The organism is Campylobacter sp. BCW_6464 (assembly GCF_001762775.1).
Lineage (GTDB): Bacteria > Campylobacterota > Campylobacteria > Campylobacterales > Campylobacteraceae > Campylobacter_D > Campylobacter_D jejuni.
Map to the genome: position 1 here is coordinate 1 of NZ_MJXM01000076.1, position 20,080 is coordinate 20,080.

At 30.2% G+C, this 20,080-nt stretch carries 19 protein-coding genes and 1 pseudogene; 3 read left to right on the forward strand and 17 right to left on the reverse strand.

Translation table 11 applies throughout. The annotated features are described in order from the left end of the window. From AJ885_RS07855 to AJ885_RS07865, 3 genes and pseudogenes are all read right to left on the reverse strand, one after another. Nucleotides 1-335, reverse strand: a pseudogene (locus AJ885_RS07855) (hypothetical protein); the annotation flags it as partial. Nucleotides 336-433: 98 nt separating this feature from the next. After that, entirely contained in the window at nucleotides 434-1,453 is a 1,020-nt protein-coding gene (flgS, locus tag AJ885_RS07860; RefSeq protein WP_002881726.1) for a fla regulon two-component system sensor histidine kinase FlgS, read from the reverse strand. A gap of 3 nt (nucleotides 1,454-1,456) precedes the next feature. Continuing rightward, nucleotides 1,457-2,335 (reverse strand): DUF234 domain-containing protein, encoded by an 879-nt coding sequence (locus AJ885_RS07865; protein WP_079396825.1) that lies wholly within the window; start codon nucleotides 2,333-2,335, stop codon nucleotides 1,457-1,459. A gap of 35 nt (nucleotides 2,336-2,370) precedes the next feature. Between AJ885_RS07865 and AJ885_RS07870 the strand changes: the two genes are divergently transcribed. Continuing rightward, nucleotides 2,371-3,645: an aminotransferase class V-fold PLP-dependent enzyme gene (locus AJ885_RS07870; protein ID WP_002860760.1), complete on the forward strand. Its 1,275-nt coding sequence runs from the start codon at nucleotides 2,371-2,373 to the stop codon at nucleotides 3,643-3,645. Here AJ885_RS07870 and purU read toward each other — a convergent pair. The 14 genes from purU to AJ885_RS07940 all read right to left on the reverse strand — a co-directional run bounded on the left by purU (nucleotide 3,642) and on the right by AJ885_RS07940 (nucleotide 16,294). Continuing rightward, entirely contained in the window at nucleotides 3,642-4,466 is an 825-nt protein-coding gene (gene purU / locus AJ885_RS07875) for a formyltetrahydrofolate deformylase (RefSeq protein ID WP_002881724.1), read from the reverse strand. The genes AJ885_RS07870 and purU overlap by 4 nt on opposite strands. Next, a complete protein-coding gene (locus AJ885_RS07880) occupies nucleotides 4,463-5,581 on the reverse strand; it encodes a CCA tRNA nucleotidyltransferase (protein ID WP_032599965.1) in 1,119 nt (372 codons plus the stop codon). The genes purU and AJ885_RS07880 overlap by 4 nt, the downstream gene beginning before the upstream one ends. Further along, nucleotides 5,550-6,041, reverse strand: a complete 492-nt coding sequence (locus AJ885_RS07885; RefSeq protein WP_070209828.1) for a CiaD-like domain-containing protein — start codon at nucleotides 6,039-6,041, stop codon at nucleotides 5,550-5,552. The genes AJ885_RS07880 and AJ885_RS07885 overlap by 32 nt, the downstream gene beginning before the upstream one ends. Further along, nucleotides 6,038-6,286, reverse strand: coding sequence for a tetratricopeptide repeat protein (locus AJ885_RS07890; protein WP_002859818.1), 249 nt, complete (start codon nucleotides 6,284-6,286; stop codon nucleotides 6,038-6,040). Before AJ885_RS07890 ends, AJ885_RS07885 begins: the two co-directional genes overlap by 4 nt. A 78-nt stretch (nucleotides 6,287-6,364) precedes the next feature. Further along, the gene (gene tatA2, locus AJ885_RS07895) at nucleotides 6,365-6,538 is read right to left on the reverse strand and encodes a Sec-independent protein translocase subunit TatA2 (protein ID WP_002876097.1); all 174 of its coding nucleotides are present in this window, start codon (nucleotides 6,536-6,538) and stop codon (nucleotides 6,365-6,367) included. Between the two features lie 12 nt (nucleotides 6,539-6,550). Beyond that, nucleotides 6,551-6,889, reverse strand: coding sequence for a chaperone NapD (locus tag AJ885_RS07900; protein WP_061210770.1), 339 nt, complete (start codon nucleotides 6,887-6,889; stop codon nucleotides 6,551-6,553). Then, nucleotides 6,882-7,796: a WD40 repeat domain-containing protein gene (locus AJ885_RS07905; RefSeq protein WP_070209829.1), complete on the reverse strand. Its 915-nt coding sequence runs from the start codon at nucleotides 7,794-7,796 to the stop codon at nucleotides 6,882-6,884. The genes AJ885_RS07900 and AJ885_RS07905 overlap by 8 nt, the downstream gene beginning before the upstream one ends. 4 nt (nucleotides 7,797-7,800) lie before the next feature. Beyond that, complete coding sequence (locus tag AJ885_RS07910; RefSeq protein ID WP_079860290.1) at nucleotides 7,801-8,325, reverse strand: nitrate reductase cytochrome c-type subunit; 525 nt, start codon at nucleotides 8,323-8,325, stop codon at nucleotides 7,801-7,803. Beyond that, the gene (gene napH / locus AJ885_RS07915; RefSeq protein WP_079264427.1) at nucleotides 8,322-9,104 is read right to left on the reverse strand and encodes a quinol dehydrogenase ferredoxin subunit NapH; all 783 of its coding nucleotides are present in this window, start codon (nucleotides 9,102-9,104) and stop codon (nucleotides 8,322-8,324) included. Before napH ends, AJ885_RS07910 begins: the two co-directional genes overlap by 4 nt. After that, complete coding sequence (napG, locus tag AJ885_RS07920; RefSeq protein ID WP_044780313.1) at nucleotides 9,101-9,841, reverse strand: ferredoxin-type protein NapG; 741 nt, start codon at nucleotides 9,839-9,841, stop codon at nucleotides 9,101-9,103. Before napG ends, napH begins: the two co-directional genes overlap by 4 nt. Nucleotides 9,842-9,858: 17 nt before the next feature. Continuing rightward, complete coding sequence (napA, locus tag AJ885_RS07925; RefSeq protein WP_002866908.1) at nucleotides 9,859-12,633, reverse strand: periplasmic nitrate reductase subunit alpha; 2,775 nt, start codon at nucleotides 12,631-12,633, stop codon at nucleotides 9,859-9,861. 223 nt (nucleotides 12,634-12,856) lie between these two features. Further along, complete coding sequence (gene tpx / locus AJ885_RS07930) at nucleotides 12,857-13,384, reverse strand: thiol peroxidase (RefSeq protein ID WP_002856712.1); 528 nt, start codon at nucleotides 13,382-13,384, stop codon at nucleotides 12,857-12,859. A gap of 97 nt (nucleotides 13,385-13,481) precedes the next feature. After that, on the reverse strand, nucleotides 13,482-14,222 hold the full coding sequence (peb2, locus tag AJ885_RS07935; RefSeq protein ID WP_002881716.1) for an AcfC family adhesin PEB2: 741 nt from the start codon (nucleotides 14,220-14,222) through the stop codon (nucleotides 13,482-13,484). Nucleotides 14,223-14,263: 41 nt separating this feature from the next. Continuing rightward, a complete protein-coding gene (locus AJ885_RS07940) occupies nucleotides 14,264-16,294 on the reverse strand; it encodes an ATP-dependent helicase (protein ID WP_002881715.1) in 2,031 nt (676 codons plus the stop codon). Nucleotides 16,295-16,422: 128 nt separating this feature from the next. Between AJ885_RS07940 and AJ885_RS07945 the strand changes: the two genes are divergently transcribed. Then, nucleotides 16,423-17,442: a hypothetical protein gene (locus tag AJ885_RS07945; protein ID WP_002881714.1), complete on the forward strand. Its 1,020-nt coding sequence runs from the start codon at nucleotides 16,423-16,425 to the stop codon at nucleotides 17,440-17,442. Between the two features lie 22 nt (nucleotides 17,443-17,464). Next, on the forward strand, nucleotides 17,465-20,077 hold the full coding sequence (locus tag AJ885_RS07950; protein ID WP_002881713.1) for a valine--tRNA ligase: 2,613 nt from the start codon (nucleotides 17,465-17,467) through the stop codon (nucleotides 20,075-20,077). Nucleotides 20,078-20,080 lie beyond the last annotated feature (3 nt).

A 20,080-nucleotide genomic window follows, 5' to 3' on the forward strand; every position in this document is an offset into this window, starting at 1 on the left:
GTAGAAGTATTACTTATATCTGCTTGTTTATATTTTAGAGTATAAATAGAGTTTTTAAATTCACTTGATATATCATAATTAGGAGAACTTGTTTTACTACTTATACTAAAATTAGTGTTATTGCTAGTATTTGTTGTATTAGTAGAATTTAATACTTCACTTCTTGCTAGAGTTTGTGAATTTGCATTTTGAATTTCATTTAACTTACTAGCATTTTGTTTTAAAAAAGCATTAGCAAAACTTATTTTAGAATTTTCTTTACTTTCTTTATTAGCTTTTGCTTGTGAAAGTATAGAATTATAGTTTGAGTTATCATTGATGCTAAAGATACTCATATTAATTCCTTGATTTAGATTTTTCTGCCTTCAATCTAAATATATTAAAATAATATAAGCAAGATCTGTTCCGTTTTGGGGTGAAAAGAAAATATTTATCACACCAAAGGTAAGGTAAAATAAAAATTCTTAGGATCACTTTGAAAACTTAACTCTCCCTTATGAGCGTTTATGATTTCTTTAGAAAGAGACAAGCCAAGCCCATTGCCTTTAAGTTTTGTTGTTTTAAAAGCTTCAAAAACCAATTTCTCATCTTTTATTTCACAACCATTATCATACACTCTGATGCATATTTTTTCATTATCACAACTTGCTAAAATTTTAATCATAGGCTTTTCACATTCGCTTTCTTCTATCGCATCAATAGCATTATAAATCAAATTTTGCAAAACCAAACCAAGAAGAGCTTTATCAGCACAAATCTGCTTATCCAAAAAAGATATTTCAAAGTCTATTTGAGAAGTAAAATTATAAGAGTTAATGGCACTTTCACACTCTTCTTTTAACTCTAAAAGATTAAAATTTAAAGCATTGATGTGCACACCCTTAGTAAAAAGTAAAGTTGAATTTACGATACGCTCTACTCTAGCAATAGCCTTTTGGATTTCAAGAACTATATGCTTATTTTTAAGCTCACTACGAGCAAAAAGGGTTGAAGCAAGTAAAGATATAGATCCAATAGGATTTCTTATCTCATGTGCCAAATGAGCCGCCACACTGCCCATGCTTGCAAGCCTTTCATTGCGTTTTTCATCGCTAATATCTATAGCTGAAACTATAGTTTTTTCATTATGTGCTATGATTTTTACCGCATAAAACCTACCTTCAAATTCAAGCTCATCACGAATTTTATCCAGACTAATGATACTAAGTAATTTTGGATTTTTCAAGGCTTCTTGATTTTGTAAAATAATATTTTTTTCTTTATCTAAAATCCAAAGTGCACTAGGCAACACCTCTATAATCTCATCAACCATTGCGCGTAAGGAATTATAGTTTTCATTTAAAGTTTTGTATTCATTTTCTATTACATAAGTTTGTTCTATAAGACTTTCTAAGCCTTTTTGTAGGGTTTCTTTTTCATTTGAGTCTAAACTTTTTAAAATACTTTCATTCATTTATCATTCCTCTAATAAAATCTTAAAATCATTCAAATCAAGTAAAAGCAAATTCTGTTCACATATTTTATCAAATTCCTTGCTAAAACCATTTTTTGAGATTATAATGTAATAATTTGGAGCCAAATTTAAAGACTTTGCTTTTGATTTTAAAAGATTTAAAATATTTTTACAAATTTTTTTATTTTTAAATTTAACTTCTCCGACAAAACATAAATTTTCATCTTGATAATAAAGATCAAGTTCTAAATTCTTATCCCAGTAACTTTGCACTCCATTGATATTGAATTTTTTCTCAAGCAATTCTCTAGAAAGTTGTTCAAAACAAAAACTTTGATAAAGTTCAAATTTTTCTTTAATGCATTCTAAAACTTCTTTATAACGATTTTGCAAAATAAGCTTTTCATTGGGCTTTAAAAAATAAAAAAAGAAACGAATAAAATGGTTGCTAAATATAATCTTATCTTGGACAACATAAGATCTTAGTTCTTTTTTGATTTTTTGTCTTTTATCTTTTATTTTTTTAGCTTCCTTACTATACTCAAGTTTTATTATACCTGTTTCTAAAAGATATTTAAGTGTAGATAAAGCTTTAAAATGCTGAATTTTTCTATTGATAGAAAAACGCTTGCGATTGTTTTTAGCTAGTAAAGTAAGAGCGTAAGAACTTGTTTCATCCAAGGCGAAATAACTTTTAATTTTTAGATAATCATCAAGCAAAATTTGCTCTATATTTGCAAATACATCATCTTCAAAATTTAAAATGTTTAATTTTTCAAAACCTTCAAACACACTATAAAAATCAAAAAGCTTGCTTAAAGACAAATTCTTATGCAAATCTACAAAGTTCTTAAATTTTATATTTTTCCTTTTATAAAGCATTTTTATAGTATAATTTTAACAAATTTTTATAAGGATTGTATTTGCAAATTTCAGATTTAAAAAAAGAATTGATCTTAAAAAAAGGTATTTTGCATTTTGACTTCACAGCAAGTGCTTTAGCTCTAAAATGTGTAGAAAAAGAAATTTCAAAAATTCTTCCAACCTATGCAAACACACATTCTGATAGCTCTTTGAATTCTTTTAAAACTCAACAAATTTACGAACAAGCAAGAAAAGATATAAAAAAAAGTTTATCATTAGATGAAAATTTTGCCCTTATAGCCTGCGGAACAGGATCAAGCAGTGCTATTAAAAAATTTCAAGAATTGATCGGCATTTACATTCCTCCTCTTGTAAAAGAAAGATATTTTACGCAAATTGATAAAAATACCTTACCTTTAGTTATCGTAGGGCCTTATGAGCATCATTCTAATGAACTTTCATTTCGAGAAGGCTTGTGTGAATGCATTAGAATTCCCTTAGATAAAAATGGAGAAATTGATTTTGATTTTCTAGAAAAAACTTTACAAAAAAACAAAAAAAGAAAAATAATCGCTAGCTTTTCTTTGGCTTCAAATGTTACTGGGATATTAAGTGATTATAAACGCATTTCTGAAATGGTTCGTAAATTTAAAGGGATAGTTGCTTTTGATGCATCTAGTTTCATTCCCTATAAAAACATATCTTGCCAATACTATGATGCGTTGTTTATAAGTTCTCATAAATTAATCGGTGGTATTGGTGGTTCTGGACTTTTAGCCATCAAAAAAGATCTTTGTGGAAACAAGCCTAGCTTTGCAGCAGGTGGAACTGTGGGCTATGTTTCTCGCACTTCACAATGCTACCTTTGCAATGAAGAAGCTTTAGAAGAAGGAGGAACACCTGGAATTTTACAACTCATTCGCGCTAGCTTAGCTTTTAAAATCAAAGATTCTATAGGGATTAAAAATATAGAAAAAAAAGAAGAAATTCTAAAAGATTATTTTTTTGAAAAACTAAAAACTATACCTAATTTAATTTTATATGCAAAGAATTTAAAAACCCGATTGCCTATTTTTGCTTTCAATATCAAAGGAATTTCTCCTTTTGATATCGCTTACGAACTTAGTAAAAAATACCACATAGAAACACGCGCTGGATGTGCTTGTGCTGGGCCTTATGGTCATGATTTGCTAGGCTTAAAAGATAATCAAAAACTTAAAACAAAACCAGGCTGGTTAAGAATAAGTTTGCATTATACGCATGAAAAAGAGGATATTGATTATTTTTTTAATGCTTTAAATAAAACTATAATAAAATTATCACATTAAAATATTATAGTTTTATTATTATATATAAAAATTCTATCTTCAAAAGCCAAATCAAGTGCTTTTGAAAGAACATCTTTTTCTATATTTCTACCTGTTTGCTGCATATCTTGCCAAGTAAATTCATGGTTTACAGGCGAAACAGCTTGAGTGATAATAGGACCTTCATCAAGATTATTATTTACAAAATGTGCCGTAGCTCCAATTATTTTAACCCCTCTTTCAAAAGCTTGTTTATAAGGATTTGCTCCTATAAATGCAGGCAAGAAAGAATGGTGAATATTTATAATCCTACCTTCAAAATGCTTAACAAAATCAGGAGATAAAATTCGCATATATTTTGCCAAAACCAAATAATCAAATTTATATTGTTCAAGACATTTTAAAATCTGATTTTCTTGCTCTTTACGATCTAAATTTTCAGCACTGATAAAATGATAAGGAATTTCAAATTTCTCAACTAAATCCTTTAAAGAGTTGTGATTTGAAATTACAGCTTTGATATTTGCCTCAAGTTCGTTACTATAATGCTTTATTAGCAAATCTCCCAAACAATGACTTTCTTTAGTAGCAAAAACAACAATATCTTTTTTTCTCTTCTCGCAAAGCTCTATCAAGGCTTCTTGTCCAAGCATAGCCTCAAGCGTTCCTATAAAAGCTTCTTTATCAAACTCAGCTTCTAAAAGAGCACGAAAAAAAAACATTCCTTCGCCTACAAATTCATCGTTTTTTACTATATTGATATGATATTTAAAAATAACATCAGAAATTCTATAGATTAAACCTTTTTGATCTTTGGTGCAAATTTTTAATACAGAAATCATTTAGCTAAACCTTTTATATATTCTTTTAATTCATTCTCTCTTGCTTCTTGAATCTTTAAACCAAGAATTTTACCACAAAATCCAGCATTTATGAAATCTTTTGCTAAAATTTTACTTTCAAACTTATTCTCATAAAGTCTTAATCTTTTAGCTTGCTCAATACGCTTTTTACTCCAAAGTCCAAGCCATTCCTTCAAAGGCATTTCAAAAGCAATTTTTGCTAGTTCAAAATCACTTATATCATCAAGATAAAAAGCTTGATTTGCGTATTTTAGGTATTCTTTTTTAAGTTTGGTTCTTTTAAAAAATATATCTTTTTCTAAATTAAAAAAATTCAAATACAAATACAAGAATAAAGCATCGCTTTTTACAAATTCTCTACTTTGTCTGAGTAAATTTTGAAATTCCAAACTCTTAAAAACACTCTCAAACCCAAAAATCTGTTTTTCTAAGTCAAGTTCTTGCAAATATCTATAGCCAACATCAAGCCTAGGGCTTTTAAAGAATTTATAAAGCTCCGCATTGATCCTATCTTTGCTAAGATCAGTTATATCCATACTTTGCATCAATTTCAAGCTTTCACTAGTTATCTTAAAGTTAAACCTTGAAGCAAATACTACCGCTCTTAACACTCTTAAACTATCCTCTTGAAAGCTTTGTTTGTCAATATGCCTTAAAAAGCCTGTTCCTAGATCTTTTAATCCTCCATAAAAATCTAAAAACTCATCGTTAAAAAGATTAATCATCATAGAATTTATGGTAAAATCGCGTCTTTTGGCGCCAAGTTTTTCATCATTACAAATTTGAACTTCAAAACCTTTATGTCCATAGCTTATTTTATTTTCGGTTCTAGCAAGAGCTAAATCATAATTTTTAAACTTATGCACAAAAAAACTTTTTCCAAGGCCTTGTGCGCCCAATTTTTGCATAATCTTTTCAAAATCTTTAGGTTTTATATCATAAAGCTCTATATCATAGTCACAAATTTTTAAGCCTAAAAACAAATCCCTAACGCTACCTCCAACCAAATACGCTCGTTTAGTATAAGGCTTTAAAAACTCAGCGATAAACTGTAAATCGGGATTATTTTTTAAGCTTATCTTCGATATTTGCAAGCAAAAACTCTAAAAAATTTATGGTCAAGTTTAACCTATTTTCAAGATCATCTTTTTTTATGCTATTTAAACCTTCAAAAAGAACTAAAATTCTCTCTCTAAGATGTTTTAAAAAAATATCCTCATTAAGCGTTTGAACCTCTGTCATAACACTGGGATTTAAAATTTCACTTTGTAAAAAAGGCTCTTCTTTTTTAAACTCTTTATTTTCCTGAGTAGAAATTTCAATATTATTTTGTATTTTTTGCTCTTCTTCAAATTTTGCCATAGAAATTTTATCTTCTAAGTCTTGCGGAGTATCAAGTTCTTCGCATACAAACTCCATAGGTGGTAATTCATCTTTTATTTCAGTTTTTCTGCTTAATTCTTGTTCTTTTAAAATTTCATTTTGTCTTCTTTGCTCTTCTATGATAGAGCTAACTTCACTAATGGTTTTTTTAGCTAAATCTTCCAAATTCATATTTTTATCAACCACCTTTTAAATTCATTAATTTCTTCATCGCTTTTCATATTAATAAAAAAATCCAACATTTGAGTGTTTAAATCTTTATGCTTGGATCTAAAACCACTAAGACGACGAACCGCATCGATAGCGTTTTGGTTATCTGGATCTTCTTTTAAGATATTTTTATAAATTTCTAAAGCTTCGTCTTTTAACCCTTGAGCCTCATAGATAGAAGCTTCAGTGACTGTATTTTTCATCACTGTTTCCTAAAATTTTTCTTTAATTCTAGCAAAAAGCTTTTTAATTTATCTTTAAGAAAATAATATGATTTTTAATGTCTATTTTGTTTTAAACAATTTTTCTATATATTCTTTTTTTTCTTTCTCTAAGCTAGAATTTAATTCTTTTTGTTCTTTTTTAACTTGCACTTTTAAATCTTGATTTTTAAAATACACATAATCAATTCCAAAAATAACACCAATTACAATAAGCAATGGGATTAAAAATACCATATACTTTACACTTTAAGAAAATTGATTAAATACACTACCATAGTAGCGAATATTCTCAGCATTTTCATTTTTTTCTATCGTTTCTATTGCGCCGCTATTGATTGCTTTTTGGATATCATCATTTAAATCTTGATAAGAAAAAACCATATTAATACTGATAATATTTGGCAATTTCTCAAGCATTTTATAAGAGTTTAATTCATCTTCTAAATTTTCACTTTCAATCACAACTATAATCTTTTCATTTTTACAAAGTTCTACAGAACAAAAAGGAATTTCAGATATAGCCTTTTTTAAATCATTTATATATTCTTCTTTTGCTAAAATCAAAACACTAGAAAGATTATTCATCAATACTCCTAAACATTATACTATCACCAAAGCCTGAAACAATAAAATCTTTATTGTTTAAAAAAATAATAAACTCACTCATCAAATTTTCATTATTAAAAGTTTTAACAGGCTTAAAATCACTTGTGCTAAAAACTTCACTAACTCCAGCTTCGTTATCACTATAAACAGCCAATTCTCCATTAGGACTTAAAGCGCAAGTATATATCAAAAAATCTTTTTGTAAAAAATTTTGCTCTTCATTTTTTACAACTCCTATACGCCTATCCGTTCCACAACTTAAAATAACATTATTTTTAAAATCTACTTGATAGATATTATCTTTATGCATTTTATCATAGTTTTTTAACATCTTCCAATTTTTCAAATCAAAAAGCTCCACTTCACCACTCTCAAAACCTGCAACCAGCATACTCTTATCTTCATTTAAAACTGCATCATTAAGACTAGAATGAGAAAAATTAAATTTTTTTATATTTTTTAAACTTTTATCAATCAATTCTATTTCAGAACCAATAGAAATCAAAAGATAAGTGTTTTCATTGATAAAAAATGCTTTTATTATGCTATTTTCTTCGAGCTTTTTGATTTGTAAATTTTCCTTATAAAAACTTAAATTTTTAGCACCAAAATCACCCTCGCTAAGTATTAAAAGTGTATGTTTAAAAATATCAATGTTGTAAATTTTAGCAAAATCATCACCATAATAATTTTTAATCTTTGGCAAAGATAAAAGTTCTTTTAAACTTTTATCTTTAATGTTATATTGTAAAATTTCACCTTTATCAGTGCCTATATATAAGTTTTGCTTATCAAGCTTTAAAGCTGTTATATTAGCATTTAATTTCAGCTCATAAGCATAAGACAAAACACAAAAAAGACTCAAAATAAAAAGAATTTTTTTCATTTATTTACTTTACACCCTCATTAATCACATCAATTAAATTTGAACGACTTTTTAATTGTTCATTTTTAAATTCAGGTTTAAAGCTATTTCCCACCAAAGGTTTTGCATCGCTTTGTGGAACATGACACTGAGTGCAATTAAAACGACTATCGCTAATCATATCTTCTGTGGTTTTATTGTGTCTAAAATCATAATAATGACTAGCAGGAAGTGGAGTTGCACCAGCATCTGCTGCTATAGCCTTATCATGGCAGCTTAAGCACATATTGTTATCTTTAGTTATAGGTAACAAATCTTCAATAGCATGCGGAATTAATGGTGGTGCATTTTCATAAGAACGCTCAAAACGAGTAGATTCCCCAGGTTGTAAAGTTGTGAAATTTGCTTCCACTAAATTTACTTTATTTTCATTTTCTAAACTTGCTTTTCTAAGTCCAATTTGTTCCGAACTTACCCCACTATTCATTGCACAAGCGGCAAAAAATACCACTGCAGCACTTCCTAATAAAACCAATTTCTTCTTCATCATTTATTCCTTAAATCAAAAATATTAAAATTCAAAGCATCATCATTACAAACTTCTATACACCTTGCACACCTTATACACTCTCCTGATTTCACGCTAGTACTTTCTTTTCCAACCATCCACAAAACCTGTTTTTCAGGACAAATACGGATACATTCATAACATTTAGTGCATTTATCACTATCATGCTTTATTTTAAGCAAAGCAAAACGAGAAATAAAAGCATAAAAAGCTCCTAGTGGACAAAAATGTGAACAAATTGCCCTAGGACTTAAAAAAGTATCGATACAAAAAAGTATAAAGGCTACAAAAATCCAAGAACTTGTAGTAAAAATAATCCCTCTATGTATTATTCCTATATAAGAAAAACTTTCAAACACAGGTAATGAAAATACAAAAGAAAGGACTAAAACCAAGACCAACACAAAATAGCGTAAATTTTTAGGCAAAATTAAAAATTTATTATTAAGGGTTAATTTATTTCGCACAAAAGCAGCAAAATCTGTGATTAAATTAACAGGACAAACCCAAGAGCAAAAAACCCTTCCTAAAAGCAAACCATAGATAAAAAATATAATCAAAGCTCCTATTAAAGCCATTAAATCTATACTCCAGCTTGCTAAAATGATTTGCAAAACCGCAAAAGGATCGCTTAAAGGTATGGTATTAAAAAGTCTAGAAGAACTTAAATTTCCCTGCAAGATAAAATCTGTAGCTTTAAAACTAAAAAGCGCTAAAATTCCAAGCTGAACGATGCGTCTAGCAATTAAATACTTCATCACAGTTCTCCATCATTTAAATAATTGGTTGCTTTTTTAGCATTAAAATGTTTTGAAGTATCTGTATTTTTTATACGACCTTCATCTTTTTCATCCCAGCCTTTTACATAATGAGATCCTGCTTTTCCCAATACATACTCCCTTGGTAAAACACGAATGGCCGGTTTTTCAGTAATACAAGCAAGTTCACAAAGCCCACAACCTACACACACTTCATGATCCACACTAGGTAGTAAAAAAGCATGTTTGGCGGTGCGTTCATTGCGTTTAAGCTCAAGTTTTAAAGCCTTATCTATCAAAGGACAAGCTCTATAACAAGCATCACATTGAATTCCCCAGTGTGCCACACAAGAAGCACTATCAACAATAGCAATACCCATTTTCAAGGATTCTATACCCTGCTCTAAATGCTTTTTATCTAAAGCATCAGTTGGACATTCTCTAATGCAAGGAATATCCTTACAAAGATAACAAGGAATTTCTCTTGCTCTAAAAAAAGGCGTGCCATTTTTTGGACTATCTAACAAGCTAGCGAGCTTTAAAGTATTATAAGGACAGGCTTTTACACAAAGCCCACAACGAATACATTTGCTTAAAAATCTAGCTTCATCTTCAGCCCCAGGAGGACGCAAGGCATAATTATCATCGGCTTTTAAAGTCAAATTAACCAAAAATCCACCTCCTGTACATAAACATGCAGCCTTAAAGGCGCTAACGAAAAATTCTCTTCTACCTTTCATTTAATCAAAACCCTAAATTAAGCCTTATAAATTTTTACAGCACATTTTTTAAAGTCAGTTTGTTTTGAAAGCGGACAAGTCGCATCCAAAGTAACTTTATTGATATATACATTCTCATCAAACCACGGCACATACACAAGTCCTACAGGCGGTTTGTTTCTTCCACGCATATCTACTCTTGCTTTTACTTTACCACGACGAGATTCCACCCAAACCAAATCACCTTGATTTAAGCCTAATTTCTCTCCATCTTTCTCACTCATATAGCAAAGCGCTTCAGGGACAGCACGGTAAAGCTCAGGCACACGCATAGTCATAGTTCCACTATGCCAATGCTCTAAAACCCTTCCTGTTGCAAGCCAGAATGGATACTCTTTGCTTGGTCTTTCAGGTGCTTTCATAAATGGCCTAAAGAAAATTTTAGCCTTATTTTTAATACTGTGCTCTTTTTCATCTTTAGGAGCTATTAAATCTCCATTTGTAAGCATTTTGTTAAAATCACCATAAAAAGCAAAATCTGAATTTGGAGCCGCTTTTTTAGCATAATAATCAAATTTAGTATTAAATCTCCACTGTGTTTCCTTGCCATTAACCACAGGCCATCTTAAACCCCTTACTTTATGATAGGTATCAAAATCCGCTAAATCATGGCCGTGTCCTAAGCCAAATTTACGATATTCTTCCCAAAGGTATTTTTGAACGAAAAAGCCATAGCCTGCAAATTCTTTTCCGTCACTGCCTTGAATTTTTCTCTCATCGCCTTTAACATCAGTATTATCAAAGCCTTTTGCGATAGCATCGTTTGGATTAAAGCTTTTTGCTTCTTTATTGGCAAATAGCACATCAAAAAGTGTATCATCTTCACTATAACCCATAGCTTTTGCCTCTTCTAAAACACTTGGCAAGGTAAGCTTATTATCCACTTTTTGCTCTTTCCAAACTTCTTTAAGCTTAAAGCGTTTTGCAAATTCTAAAATTTGCCAAGTATCACTCATGGCAGCACCTACAGGTAAGACTTGTTGTTTCCAATGTTGAGTTCTTCTTTCAGCATTACCATAAGCACCCCATTTTTCATAAATCATAGCACTTGGTAAAATAAGATCAGCTACTTTTGCTGAAATTCCAGGATAACAATCACTTACAACAATAAAATTATCCATTTCTCTTGCTGCTGCGATCCAGTGATTTGCATTTGCAGTGTTTTGCCATGGATTATTCACTTGCACCCATGCAAATTTAATTTTTCCATCTTCTAAATCTCTCATGATATTAAGATAAGGAGAACCTGGTTTTGGGTTGATGGTCTTTGCAGGAACTTTCCAAATTTTTTCAGAAATTTCTCTGTGTTTTGGATTTGCCACAACCATATCCGCAGGCAAACGATGGGAGAAAGTCCCTACTTCCCTAGCCGTTCCGCAAGCACTTGGCTGTCCTGTTAAAGAAAAGGCTCCACTACCTGGTTTAGCTTGCTTTCCTAGTAAAAAATGCACCATATAAGCTTGTTCATTTACCCAAGAACCTCTTGTATGTTGATTAAAGCCCATAGTCCAAAAACTTACGACTTTGCGATTTTTCTCTATGTAAAGATTAGCTAATTCTTGAAGTTTTTTCTTAAAATCTTCCAAAGACTCATTATCATCACCTTTGGCTACCTTTGCAGTGTATTCCAAAGTATAAGGGGCTAAACCTTTTTTAAATTCTTCAAAAGAAATTTCCCAGTTTTTATCAGCCACACCTTGATGTTTCATTTCAAATTTATCACCCGCTTTAACGCCAAGATAAGATAAAGAAGTAGCCTCTTCATCGTCTAAAGTGATTACATTTTCTTTTTCAACTGTATCTTTTTCACTTTCTTTAAATTTTGGATGATTTGGATTATTTCTCATACCATAACCAATATCAGCATAACCAGTTGCAAATACACAGTGATCTTTGATAAATTTCATATCCATAGCCTCTGGATGATTATAAACAATCTCTCTTGCTATGTAGTTCCAAATAGCCAAATCTGTATTTGGTTTAAAAATAATTTCAATATCAGCAATATTTGAAGTACGGTTAGAAAAAGTGCTTAGATTAACAACTTTGACCTTATCAAGATTACTTAGTTTTCTATCACTTACTCTTGACCAAAGGATTGGGTGCATTTCAGCCATATTAGCTCCCCAAGTGATGATAGTATCTGTAAGTTCTATATCATCATAACAGCCTGATGGCTCATCTACACCAAAAGTTTGCATAAAACCAACCACTGCAGAGGCCATACAATGTCTTGCATTTGGATCGATATTGTTTGTTCTAAAACCCGCTTTTGCAAGTTTTAAAGCAGCATAACCTTCTTGGATAGTGTATTGCCCACTACCAAAAATCCCTATACCTGTAACGCCGAGTTCATTGTAGGCTTTTTTAAATTGTTTTTCCATTTCATCAAAAGCTCTTTGCCAAGAAACCTGTTGAAATTTGCCTTTTTTATCAAATTCGCCTTTTTCATTCATGCGAAGCAAAGGCATAACAAGGCGATCTTCACCATACATGATTTTAGCATTAAAATAACCTTTGATGCAATTAAGTCCGCGATTTACGGGTGCTGCAGGATCGCCTTTTGTTGCTACGATTTTGCCATCTTTTCTGGCTATCATAATTCCACAGCCAGTTCCACAAAATCTACAAACAGCCTTATCCCATTTCCAATCTTCTTCTTGCGCGCCAAGCATAGAGCTTGGAACACTAAGTCCTGCAACACTAGCAGCACTTGCAATAGCGGTATTTTTAATAAAATCCCTTCTATTCATCCTTATTCCTCCAAAATAAAAAAATCATCTTATTATAAAAAATGGAGTATAAAAATCTCTTGAAATTTTAATAAAAATAATAATTTTAAAGCTCTATTTTATAGGAGTTTTATTGTCCTTTTTATATTATTCTTACACAAAATAAATATTAAAAATAATCAACTTAAAATAATAAAAAAATGAAGATGTAAAAATTAAGCCCTAAGAATGGGCTTAATCAAAATTAATGGCAACCACAACCACCGCAGCAGCTAGAACCACCAAAAAATGCATCAAGTTTTGCAATATCTGGCATTTCTGTGATTTCATTTACAAGTTCTTTATATGCCACTTTACCCTCTTTAATCACAAATACGGCACGAGCTAAAAGCCCTTCTAAAGCACCTTCATTTATCAAAACACCATATTTTTCACCAAATTCTTTTGCCACAAAATCACTTGCAACACTTAAATTTTCAATACCTTCTGTACTGCAAAATCTTCCCATAGCAAAAGGTAAGTCCATACTTACTACAATCACTTCAGCACCATTGTAACTGGCTACTTTTTTATTAAATTCTCTAGCTTCTGTAGCACAAACTGGTGTATCTAAGCTTGGAACACTTAAAATGATTTGAGTTTTACCCGCTGCACCGATTTCAATCACGCTTAAATCTTTAGCTTTAAGATTTACCTTAGGAGCATCTGCTCCAACTTCTACTGAATTTCCTTTAAGTTTTACAGGATTTCCTTTAAAATTTACTGTACTCATTTAATTTCCTTTTTTGATATTTTAAACATTATTGCAATTAATGTTTTAGGAGTGATTATATCCTATAAACATTAATTATTTTTAATTTCACTGAAAATTATTTTACTTCTTTCCAAGTATATTTTTTCCACACTTTTTGAGCTTCTTTACTCTTAATAAAATCGACAAATTCTAAAGCTTTTTTATTTTCTAAACCTTTTTTTGTAGGAGCTATTTCAGCTGCACGATAAATCACTGCATTTTTATCTTTGATAAATAAAGCTTTATCATCGCCTAAAGCCTTTGCCCAATGAGACCAAATAATTAAAGCATCGATATTTGGATTGTTATTCCACTCATCTACGGCGGCTTTGGAATTTTTAGCATAAATTTTTATATTTTTACGTAATTTTACCAAATTTTCTCTTTTTGCACTTTTTAAAGCCATATCTTCATAAAGTCCAACTTGTCCTGCACCATCAACCACCATAACATTTACGCCATCTTTTAAAATGTCTTCAAAATTTTTAATATTTTTTGGATTATTTGGACGCACGATAATACCTGATGGACGCATATTTAAAACGCTTAAATTTTCTAAACTTAAACTTGGAATTTTTTTAGCAAAATCATCCATCATTGAAGTATTGCCTGAAAAAATCAAATCTGCATTTTCTTTTGCTTTATCTATCCAAGCTGGAGTTGGACCTGCAGTTACAATCACCTTTTCTTTTGTTTTTTCTTCAAATTTTAAAGCAAGCTCTTTTAGTACAGGAGCAGGACCACCTGGACCATAAACTAAAATTTCAGCATTTAAAAAACTTGCTGCTGCTAAACTTAAAATTAATATTTTTTTCATAAAATAAACCTTTCTTTATAATATAATGAAAGAAAATTCTATCAATCTATAGTTAACTCTCCCTTGCAAAGCCCTGCTTCTATAAGAAAACGAGAAGGAGCGAAAGAAGTTTTTTTGTTTTTATCATATTTAGCATAACTTAAATAAAGTATATTTTTTGCCCTAGTTACCGCAACATAAAAAAGTCTTCTTTCTTCTTCTAAGCTTCCACCCATTCCCATAAGCTTTTGATTAGGAAAGCGACCTTGCGCAAGATCAATCACAAAAACAAGATCAAATTCCAAGCCCTTACTTGCATGCACGCTAAGCAAATTAACTCCTTTGCCACTACTCATTTCGCTTGCACCTAAAGTTAGAAAATTATAATACTTGTAAATATCGCTATAATTTTTTGTAAGCTCTTTTAAAACATTGAATTTTGTTTCTATTTTTTCTAAATTTTCACTCTTTCTTAATAAATCCACCTGCCCTGCTTTATTTGTCGCTCTTTTGGTTGCAAGTTCTTCGCAAATTTCTCTATAAAAAGAATTTTCACAAATTAAATTGACTAAAGTCAAAGAATGTTTTATTTCCATAGCTTTTTTTAAAAAAAGATAGATTTTTTCCAAATTTCTAGCGCACAAATCATTGATTTTTGAAAGTCTTAAAATAGGATGTGCATCAAATTCGCTCTCAAATTTAAAACGAGTTTCGCTGGCTAATTCTTCTAAATCCGCAAAAAGTCCAAGTTGATAATTTCTTTTTTGATGATTTTGCAAATTTACATTTTTATCAGGATCTAAAAAACCTTTTATTAAATTTCCATGCCCTAATTTTAAAAGTGCGTCAAAAATTTCTTTTGCTAAAACTCCACCCACACCTTTGGTATATTGAACCAAATGAATAAAAGCCATGATATCTTTAGGATTTACCACAAGAGCAAGCATGGAGCTAAAAGCTTTAACTTCTAAACTTTCAAAAAAACTTCCACTTCCCTTTCTCATACTTGCAATGCCCTGCTCCCTTAAAGCTACTTCAACCCCATCAGCACTTGAGTTGTTGCGAAAAATCACGGCAATTTCTTCCAAACTTACTCCACTTGTAAGTATCATTTTGGCTATATTTTGATACTGATCAAATAATTCTTCAAAAGTAAGCAAAGATGGGGCTTTAAACTCATCATTTCTTGTAACAATAAGTTCTTTTGGATATAATCTTTCATTATTTAAAATCACTTTATTAGCCAAAGCTAAAATACTTCTTGATGAACGGTAGTTTTTATTTAAAGAAAAAATTTTTGCATCTTTAAAACGATCTTTAAACCCACCTATGATATTAATATCCGCTCCATTAAAAGCATAAATACTTTGATCATAATCCCCTACGCAAAACAAACTTTTACTATGAAAAGCCTCTATTAAGGAACTTTGCAAAGTATTTGTGTCTTGATATTCATCTACTAAAATTTCATCAAATTCATATTTTTCTTCTTTTAAAAGATCTTTTAGATTGATAAGCAAGTCATTAAAATCTACATAATTAAAACGCTTTTTTTCATTATCATATTCTTTTAAAATATCTTCATAAATTTCAGCATAAATACTTTGATCTTCGTAGTTTTGGCAAAACCAAGTATAAAAATCTTGATTGTGCGCTTTGTTTTGAAACAAAGAATAAAGATCATATAAATAACTTGATTGATAAGGTTTTATATCACTTAAATGCCTAAAAGTTCTTTTTTCATAGACACTTTTAAGTAGAGTTTTTAACTCGCTTGCTTGCTTTAAGGCTATATTTTTATCCGCATTTCTAAGTAAGGTATAAGCCGTACTATGAAAAGTTCCTGCAAGTATTTTACTGGTAATATTTTTATCAAAAAATTTCCCTAAACGCCCTATCATTTCTTTACTGGCTTTATTTGTGAAAGTCAAAAGCATAATTTTTTGAGGTGCCACTCCCTTGCTTAAAAGATAAGAAATTCTTGCAACAATAGTAGAAGTTTTTCCCGTCCCTGCACTTGCAATAACAAGATTGTGTCCAAAATCAGCAGTAGCGGCAAGATATTGTTCATTATTTAATTTTGAAAGTGGCATTATTTTCCTTATAAAAGTTAAAATTATAAAAAAAAATTACTTAAAAATATAAAAATTTAAAATTACTTTATATTAGATTATAGTACAATGCTAAAATTATTTAACTTTCTGTTTTTAAGGGATAGCAAATGAATTTGAAAATTTTTTCTATTATTGTTAGCATATTAATTGCTGTTATTGTGATATTAGGTGGAACATATTATTATCTTTTTGAATATTCAAAACCAAAGAATTACACCTTAAATACCAACACTTACACCGAACAAAAATCGTATACCAATAACTACGATAATTCCTATTCACCTTCGATCCAAACCAACAATAGTTCATCAGATATAAATATTAATAACAATACCATCCAAAAGCAAGAAACAAACCTATTAGATGAAAATCAAAGCTTAAATAACGATACATTTAATACATCAATAAGCGAAAACAATCAAAGCTTAAATAATGACACCAATACAAGTAATAATATTAATACAAATGAAAATAAGCAAATTTTAGATACGGATAAAGAAAAATTAAAACAAGAAAATAAACAAGCCAAAATAGAAGCTCTTAAAAAAGAAATCAGCAAACAACAAAAGATCTTAGAAAGAGAAAGAGCTGTAAAAAAAGAACTTCAATCAAACAAATCAAACAAAAATAAATATCTAAATACCGCTAGAGAATATCTAAACATAGGAAAAAACAGTCGTTTAGAACCTGAGCTTAGCACAGAAAATATGAAAGTTTACATTTTAGATGGAAAATTTTTAAGCCAATACAGAATCAATCTGTTAAAAGATATGCTAAGCGTTATACAAGATAATGCAAAAGATTATTATCTAAGTATTTTTGTTAAAATGCTACCAAAAGGGGAAATGAAATTAACTATCTATAACAAAGAAATTATCTTTTCAGATATGAAAAAAGCTTATAAATATATTAGTTTAGATAGATTAAGCCCATATTTAAACAATCCAAAAGAATTAAATGAACATGTAGCACGTGAAGAAATTTTAGAAAGACTTAAACTTCAAATTAAAAAAGACGGCAAAGGAAGTGATTTTTCTAAACATATCAAAAGTTTGAAAACTGGACTTAATACAGCACAATATTTCTTCCCGTTTTGTGAAATTATAGAAATTAGCTCTATTAAATAAGCTAAAACAATAAAGGCAAATAATGTATGATAAAAATTTAGAAAAAGAGTATTATCAAATTTGCGAAGAACGCGGATATTTTGAAATCGATGGCAATAAAACCATACAAGAAAAAGATAAAAATTTCTGCATTATGATGCCTCCTCCTAATGTCACTGGAGTTTTACACATAGGACATGCTTTAACCTTCACTCTACAAGACATTATGACGCGTTATAAAAGAATGGACGGTTATAAGGTTCTTTATCAACCAGGACTTGATCACGCAGGTATTGCCACTCAAAATGTTGTAGAAAAACAACTCCTTGCTCAAGGCATTAAAAAAGAAGAACTAGGTAGAGAAAAATTTATAGAAAAAGTATGGGAGTGGAAAGAGCAAAGCGGTGGAAAAATTTTAGACCAAATGAGAACACTAGGCATCACTCCTGCATGGAGTCGCTTGCGTTTTACTATGGATGAAGGTTTGGTTAATGCCGTAAAAAAAGCCTTTGTAGAACTTTATGATAAAAGACTTATTGTACGCGGAAACTATATGATCAATTGGTGTACTCACGATGGCGCTTTAAGTGATATAGAAGTTGAATACAAAGAAAACAAAGGAAAACTTTATCATATTAAATACTTTTTAAAAGATAGCGATGAATTTTTAGTAGTAGCCACAACGCGTCCTGAAACTTTTTTTGGCGATACTGCAGTTATGGTACATCCTGATGATGAACGCTATACTAAATTTGTGGGTAAAGAAGTGATTTTGCCTATAAGCAAAAAAGCCATTAAAATCATAGCCGATGAACATGTAGAAAAAGAATTTGGAACAGGAGTTGTAAAAGTTACTCCCGCTCATGACATGAATGATTATGAAGTGGGACTTAGACATAATTTAGATTTTATAAGTGTTTTTGATGAAAAAGGAATTTTAAACGAGCATTGTTTAGAGTTTCAAGGTTTAGAACGCTTAGAAGCAAGAGAAAAAATCGTAGCCAAACTTGAAAGTCTTGGTTTTATAGAAAAAATAGAAGAGCATAACAATCAAATAGGATATTGCTATCGTTGCAACAATATAGTTGAACCTTATATCTCCAAACAATGGTTTGTAAAAAAAGAAATCGCCCAAGAAAGTATAGAAAAAGTTGCGCTTGGAGAAAGTAAATTTTACCCAAATCACTGGATAAATAGCTTTAATGCCTGGATGAAAGATTTAAGAGATTGGTGTATTTCAAGACAACTTTGGTGGGGGCATCAAATTCCTGTGTATTATTGCGAATGCTCTCATGAATGGGCAAGCCAACATACGCCTAAAACTTGTCCAAAATGTCAAAGTCAAAATTTCAAACAAGATGAAGATGTGCTTGATACTTGGTTTTCTTCAGGACTTTGGGCTATGAGCACTTTAGGCTGGGGGAATGAAAATTGGGGTAAAGATAAAATTTGGTCTGAAAAGGATTTAAAAGATTTTTATCCTAATTCTTTACTCATTACAGGTTTTGATATTTTATTTTTCTGGGTGGCTAGAATGATGTTTCAAAGCACTAATGCTTTACATCAACTTCCTTTTAAAGATATTTATTTACACGCTCTTGTAAAGGATGAGCAAGGTAGAAAGATGAGTAAAAGTCTTGGAAATGTCATCGATCCAAATGAAAGCATTAAAGAATATAGTGCTGATATTTTACGCTTTACTTTAGCACTTCTTGCTATACAAGGACGCGATATTAAACTTAGCAATGATAAACTTTTACAAGTTAGAAATTTTACAAATAAAATTTATAATGCTACAAATTATCTGCTTTTAAATGAAAGTAAATTTGAAGATTTGGAAAATATCACACTTCATTCAGAATTAGCAAAATATATTTATGCCAAATTTCAAACTTGTGTTAAGGATGTAAGAGAAAATTTAGACAATTATCGCTTTAATGATGCAGCTAATACTCTATATAAATTCTTTTGGGATGATTTTTGCGATTGGGGTATAGAGCTTAGCAAAGCCGAAAAATCAAGCGTTAAAGAACTTGGTAGTATTTTCAAAGAAGCTTTAAAACTTTTAAATCCTTTCATGCCTTTTATCAGCGAGTATTTATACCACAAACTAAGCGATACAGAACTTAAAACAAGCCCTTCTATTATGATAAGCAAATATCCAAAATTTAAAGAACAAGATAAAAATATAGAAAAAATCTTTTCTTTGCTCATAGAAAGCATAGTTGGTATCCGCCGTGCTAAAAGTTTAATCGATCTTGGAAATTCTAAAATAGAAAAAGCTTATATCAAATTTAACGATAAAAAAATCAAAGATGAAATCAAAGCTTATATGAATTTTATCATGATGCTCGCAAAGTGCGAGCAAATAGAATTTAGTGAAGAAAAATTACCAAAGGCAATATGTGATGTTAGCGAGAATTTAGAAATTTTTATTACGCTTGAAAATGTTGATTTAAGTGGTATTTTAACAAGACTTGAAAATCAAAAAAATAAGCTTGAAAAAGAAAGTTTCAAGCTTAACTCCATGCTTTCAAATGAAAAATTCATCGCTAACGCACCTAAAGAGGTGGTTGAGCAAAATAAAGAAGCTCTAGAAAATTTAAAAATTCAACTTGAAAAAATATCAGTTGAACTTCAAAATCTAAGAGGTTAAAAA

What these genes read in the sequence shown, in the direction of transcription:
- napG (WP_044780313.1), bottom strand. Translation starts at nt 9,841, where the DNA reads ATGAAAGGTAGAAGAGAATTTTTCGTTAGCGCCTTTAAGGCTGCATGT.
- peb2 (WP_002881716.1), bottom strand. Translation starts at nt 14,222, where the DNA reads ATGAAAAAAATATTAATTTTAAGTTTAGCAGCAGCAAGTTTTTTAAAT.
- flgS (WP_002881726.1), bottom strand. Translation starts at nt 1,453, where the DNA reads ATGAATGAAAGTATTTTAAAAAGTTTAGACTCAAATGAAAAAGAAACC.
- AJ885_RS07900 (WP_061210770.1), bottom strand. Translation starts at nt 6,889, where the DNA reads ATGAATAATCTTTCTAGTGTTTTGATTTTAGCAAAAGAAGAATATATA.
- AJ885_RS07885 (WP_070209828.1), bottom strand. Translation starts at nt 6,041, where the DNA reads ATGAATTTGGAAGATTTAGCTAAAAAAACCATTAGTGAAGTTAGCTCT.
- AJ885_RS07905 (WP_070209829.1), bottom strand. Translation starts at nt 7,796, where the DNA reads ATGAAAAAAATTCTTTTTATTTTGAGTCTTTTTTGTGTTTTGTCTTAT.
- AJ885_RS07945 (WP_002881714.1), top strand. Translation starts at nt 16,423, where the DNA reads ATGAATTTGAAAATTTTTTCTATTATTGTTAGCATATTAATTGCTGTT.
- AJ885_RS07940 (WP_002881715.1), bottom strand. Translation starts at nt 16,294, where the DNA reads ATGCCACTTTCAAAATTAAATAATGAACAATATCTTGCCGCTACTGCT.
- AJ885_RS07865 (WP_079396825.1), bottom strand. Translation starts at nt 2,335, where the DNA reads ATGCTTTATAAAAGGAAAAATATAAAATTTAAGAACTTTGTAGATTTG.
- tpx (WP_002856712.1), bottom strand. Translation starts at nt 13,384, where the DNA reads ATGAGTACAGTAAATTTTAAAGGAAATCCTGTAAAACTTAAAGGAAAT.
- tatA2 (WP_002876097.1), bottom strand. Translation starts at nt 6,538, where the DNA reads ATGGTATTTTTAATCCCATTGCTTATTGTAATTGGTGTTATTTTTGGA.
- purU (WP_002881724.1), bottom strand. Translation starts at nt 4,466, where the DNA reads ATGATTTCTGTATTAAAAATTTGCACCAAAGATCAAAAAGGTTTAATC.
- AJ885_RS07910 (WP_079860290.1), bottom strand. Translation starts at nt 8,325, where the DNA reads ATGATGAAGAAGAAATTGGTTTTATTAGGAAGTGCTGCAGTGGTATTT.
- napA (WP_002866908.1), bottom strand. Translation starts at nt 12,633, where the DNA reads ATGAATAGAAGGGATTTTATTAAAAATACCGCTATTGCAAGTGCTGCT.
- AJ885_RS07950 (WP_002881713.1), top strand. Translation starts at nt 17,465, where the DNA reads ATGTATGATAAAAATTTAGAAAAAGAGTATTATCAAATTTGCGAAGAA.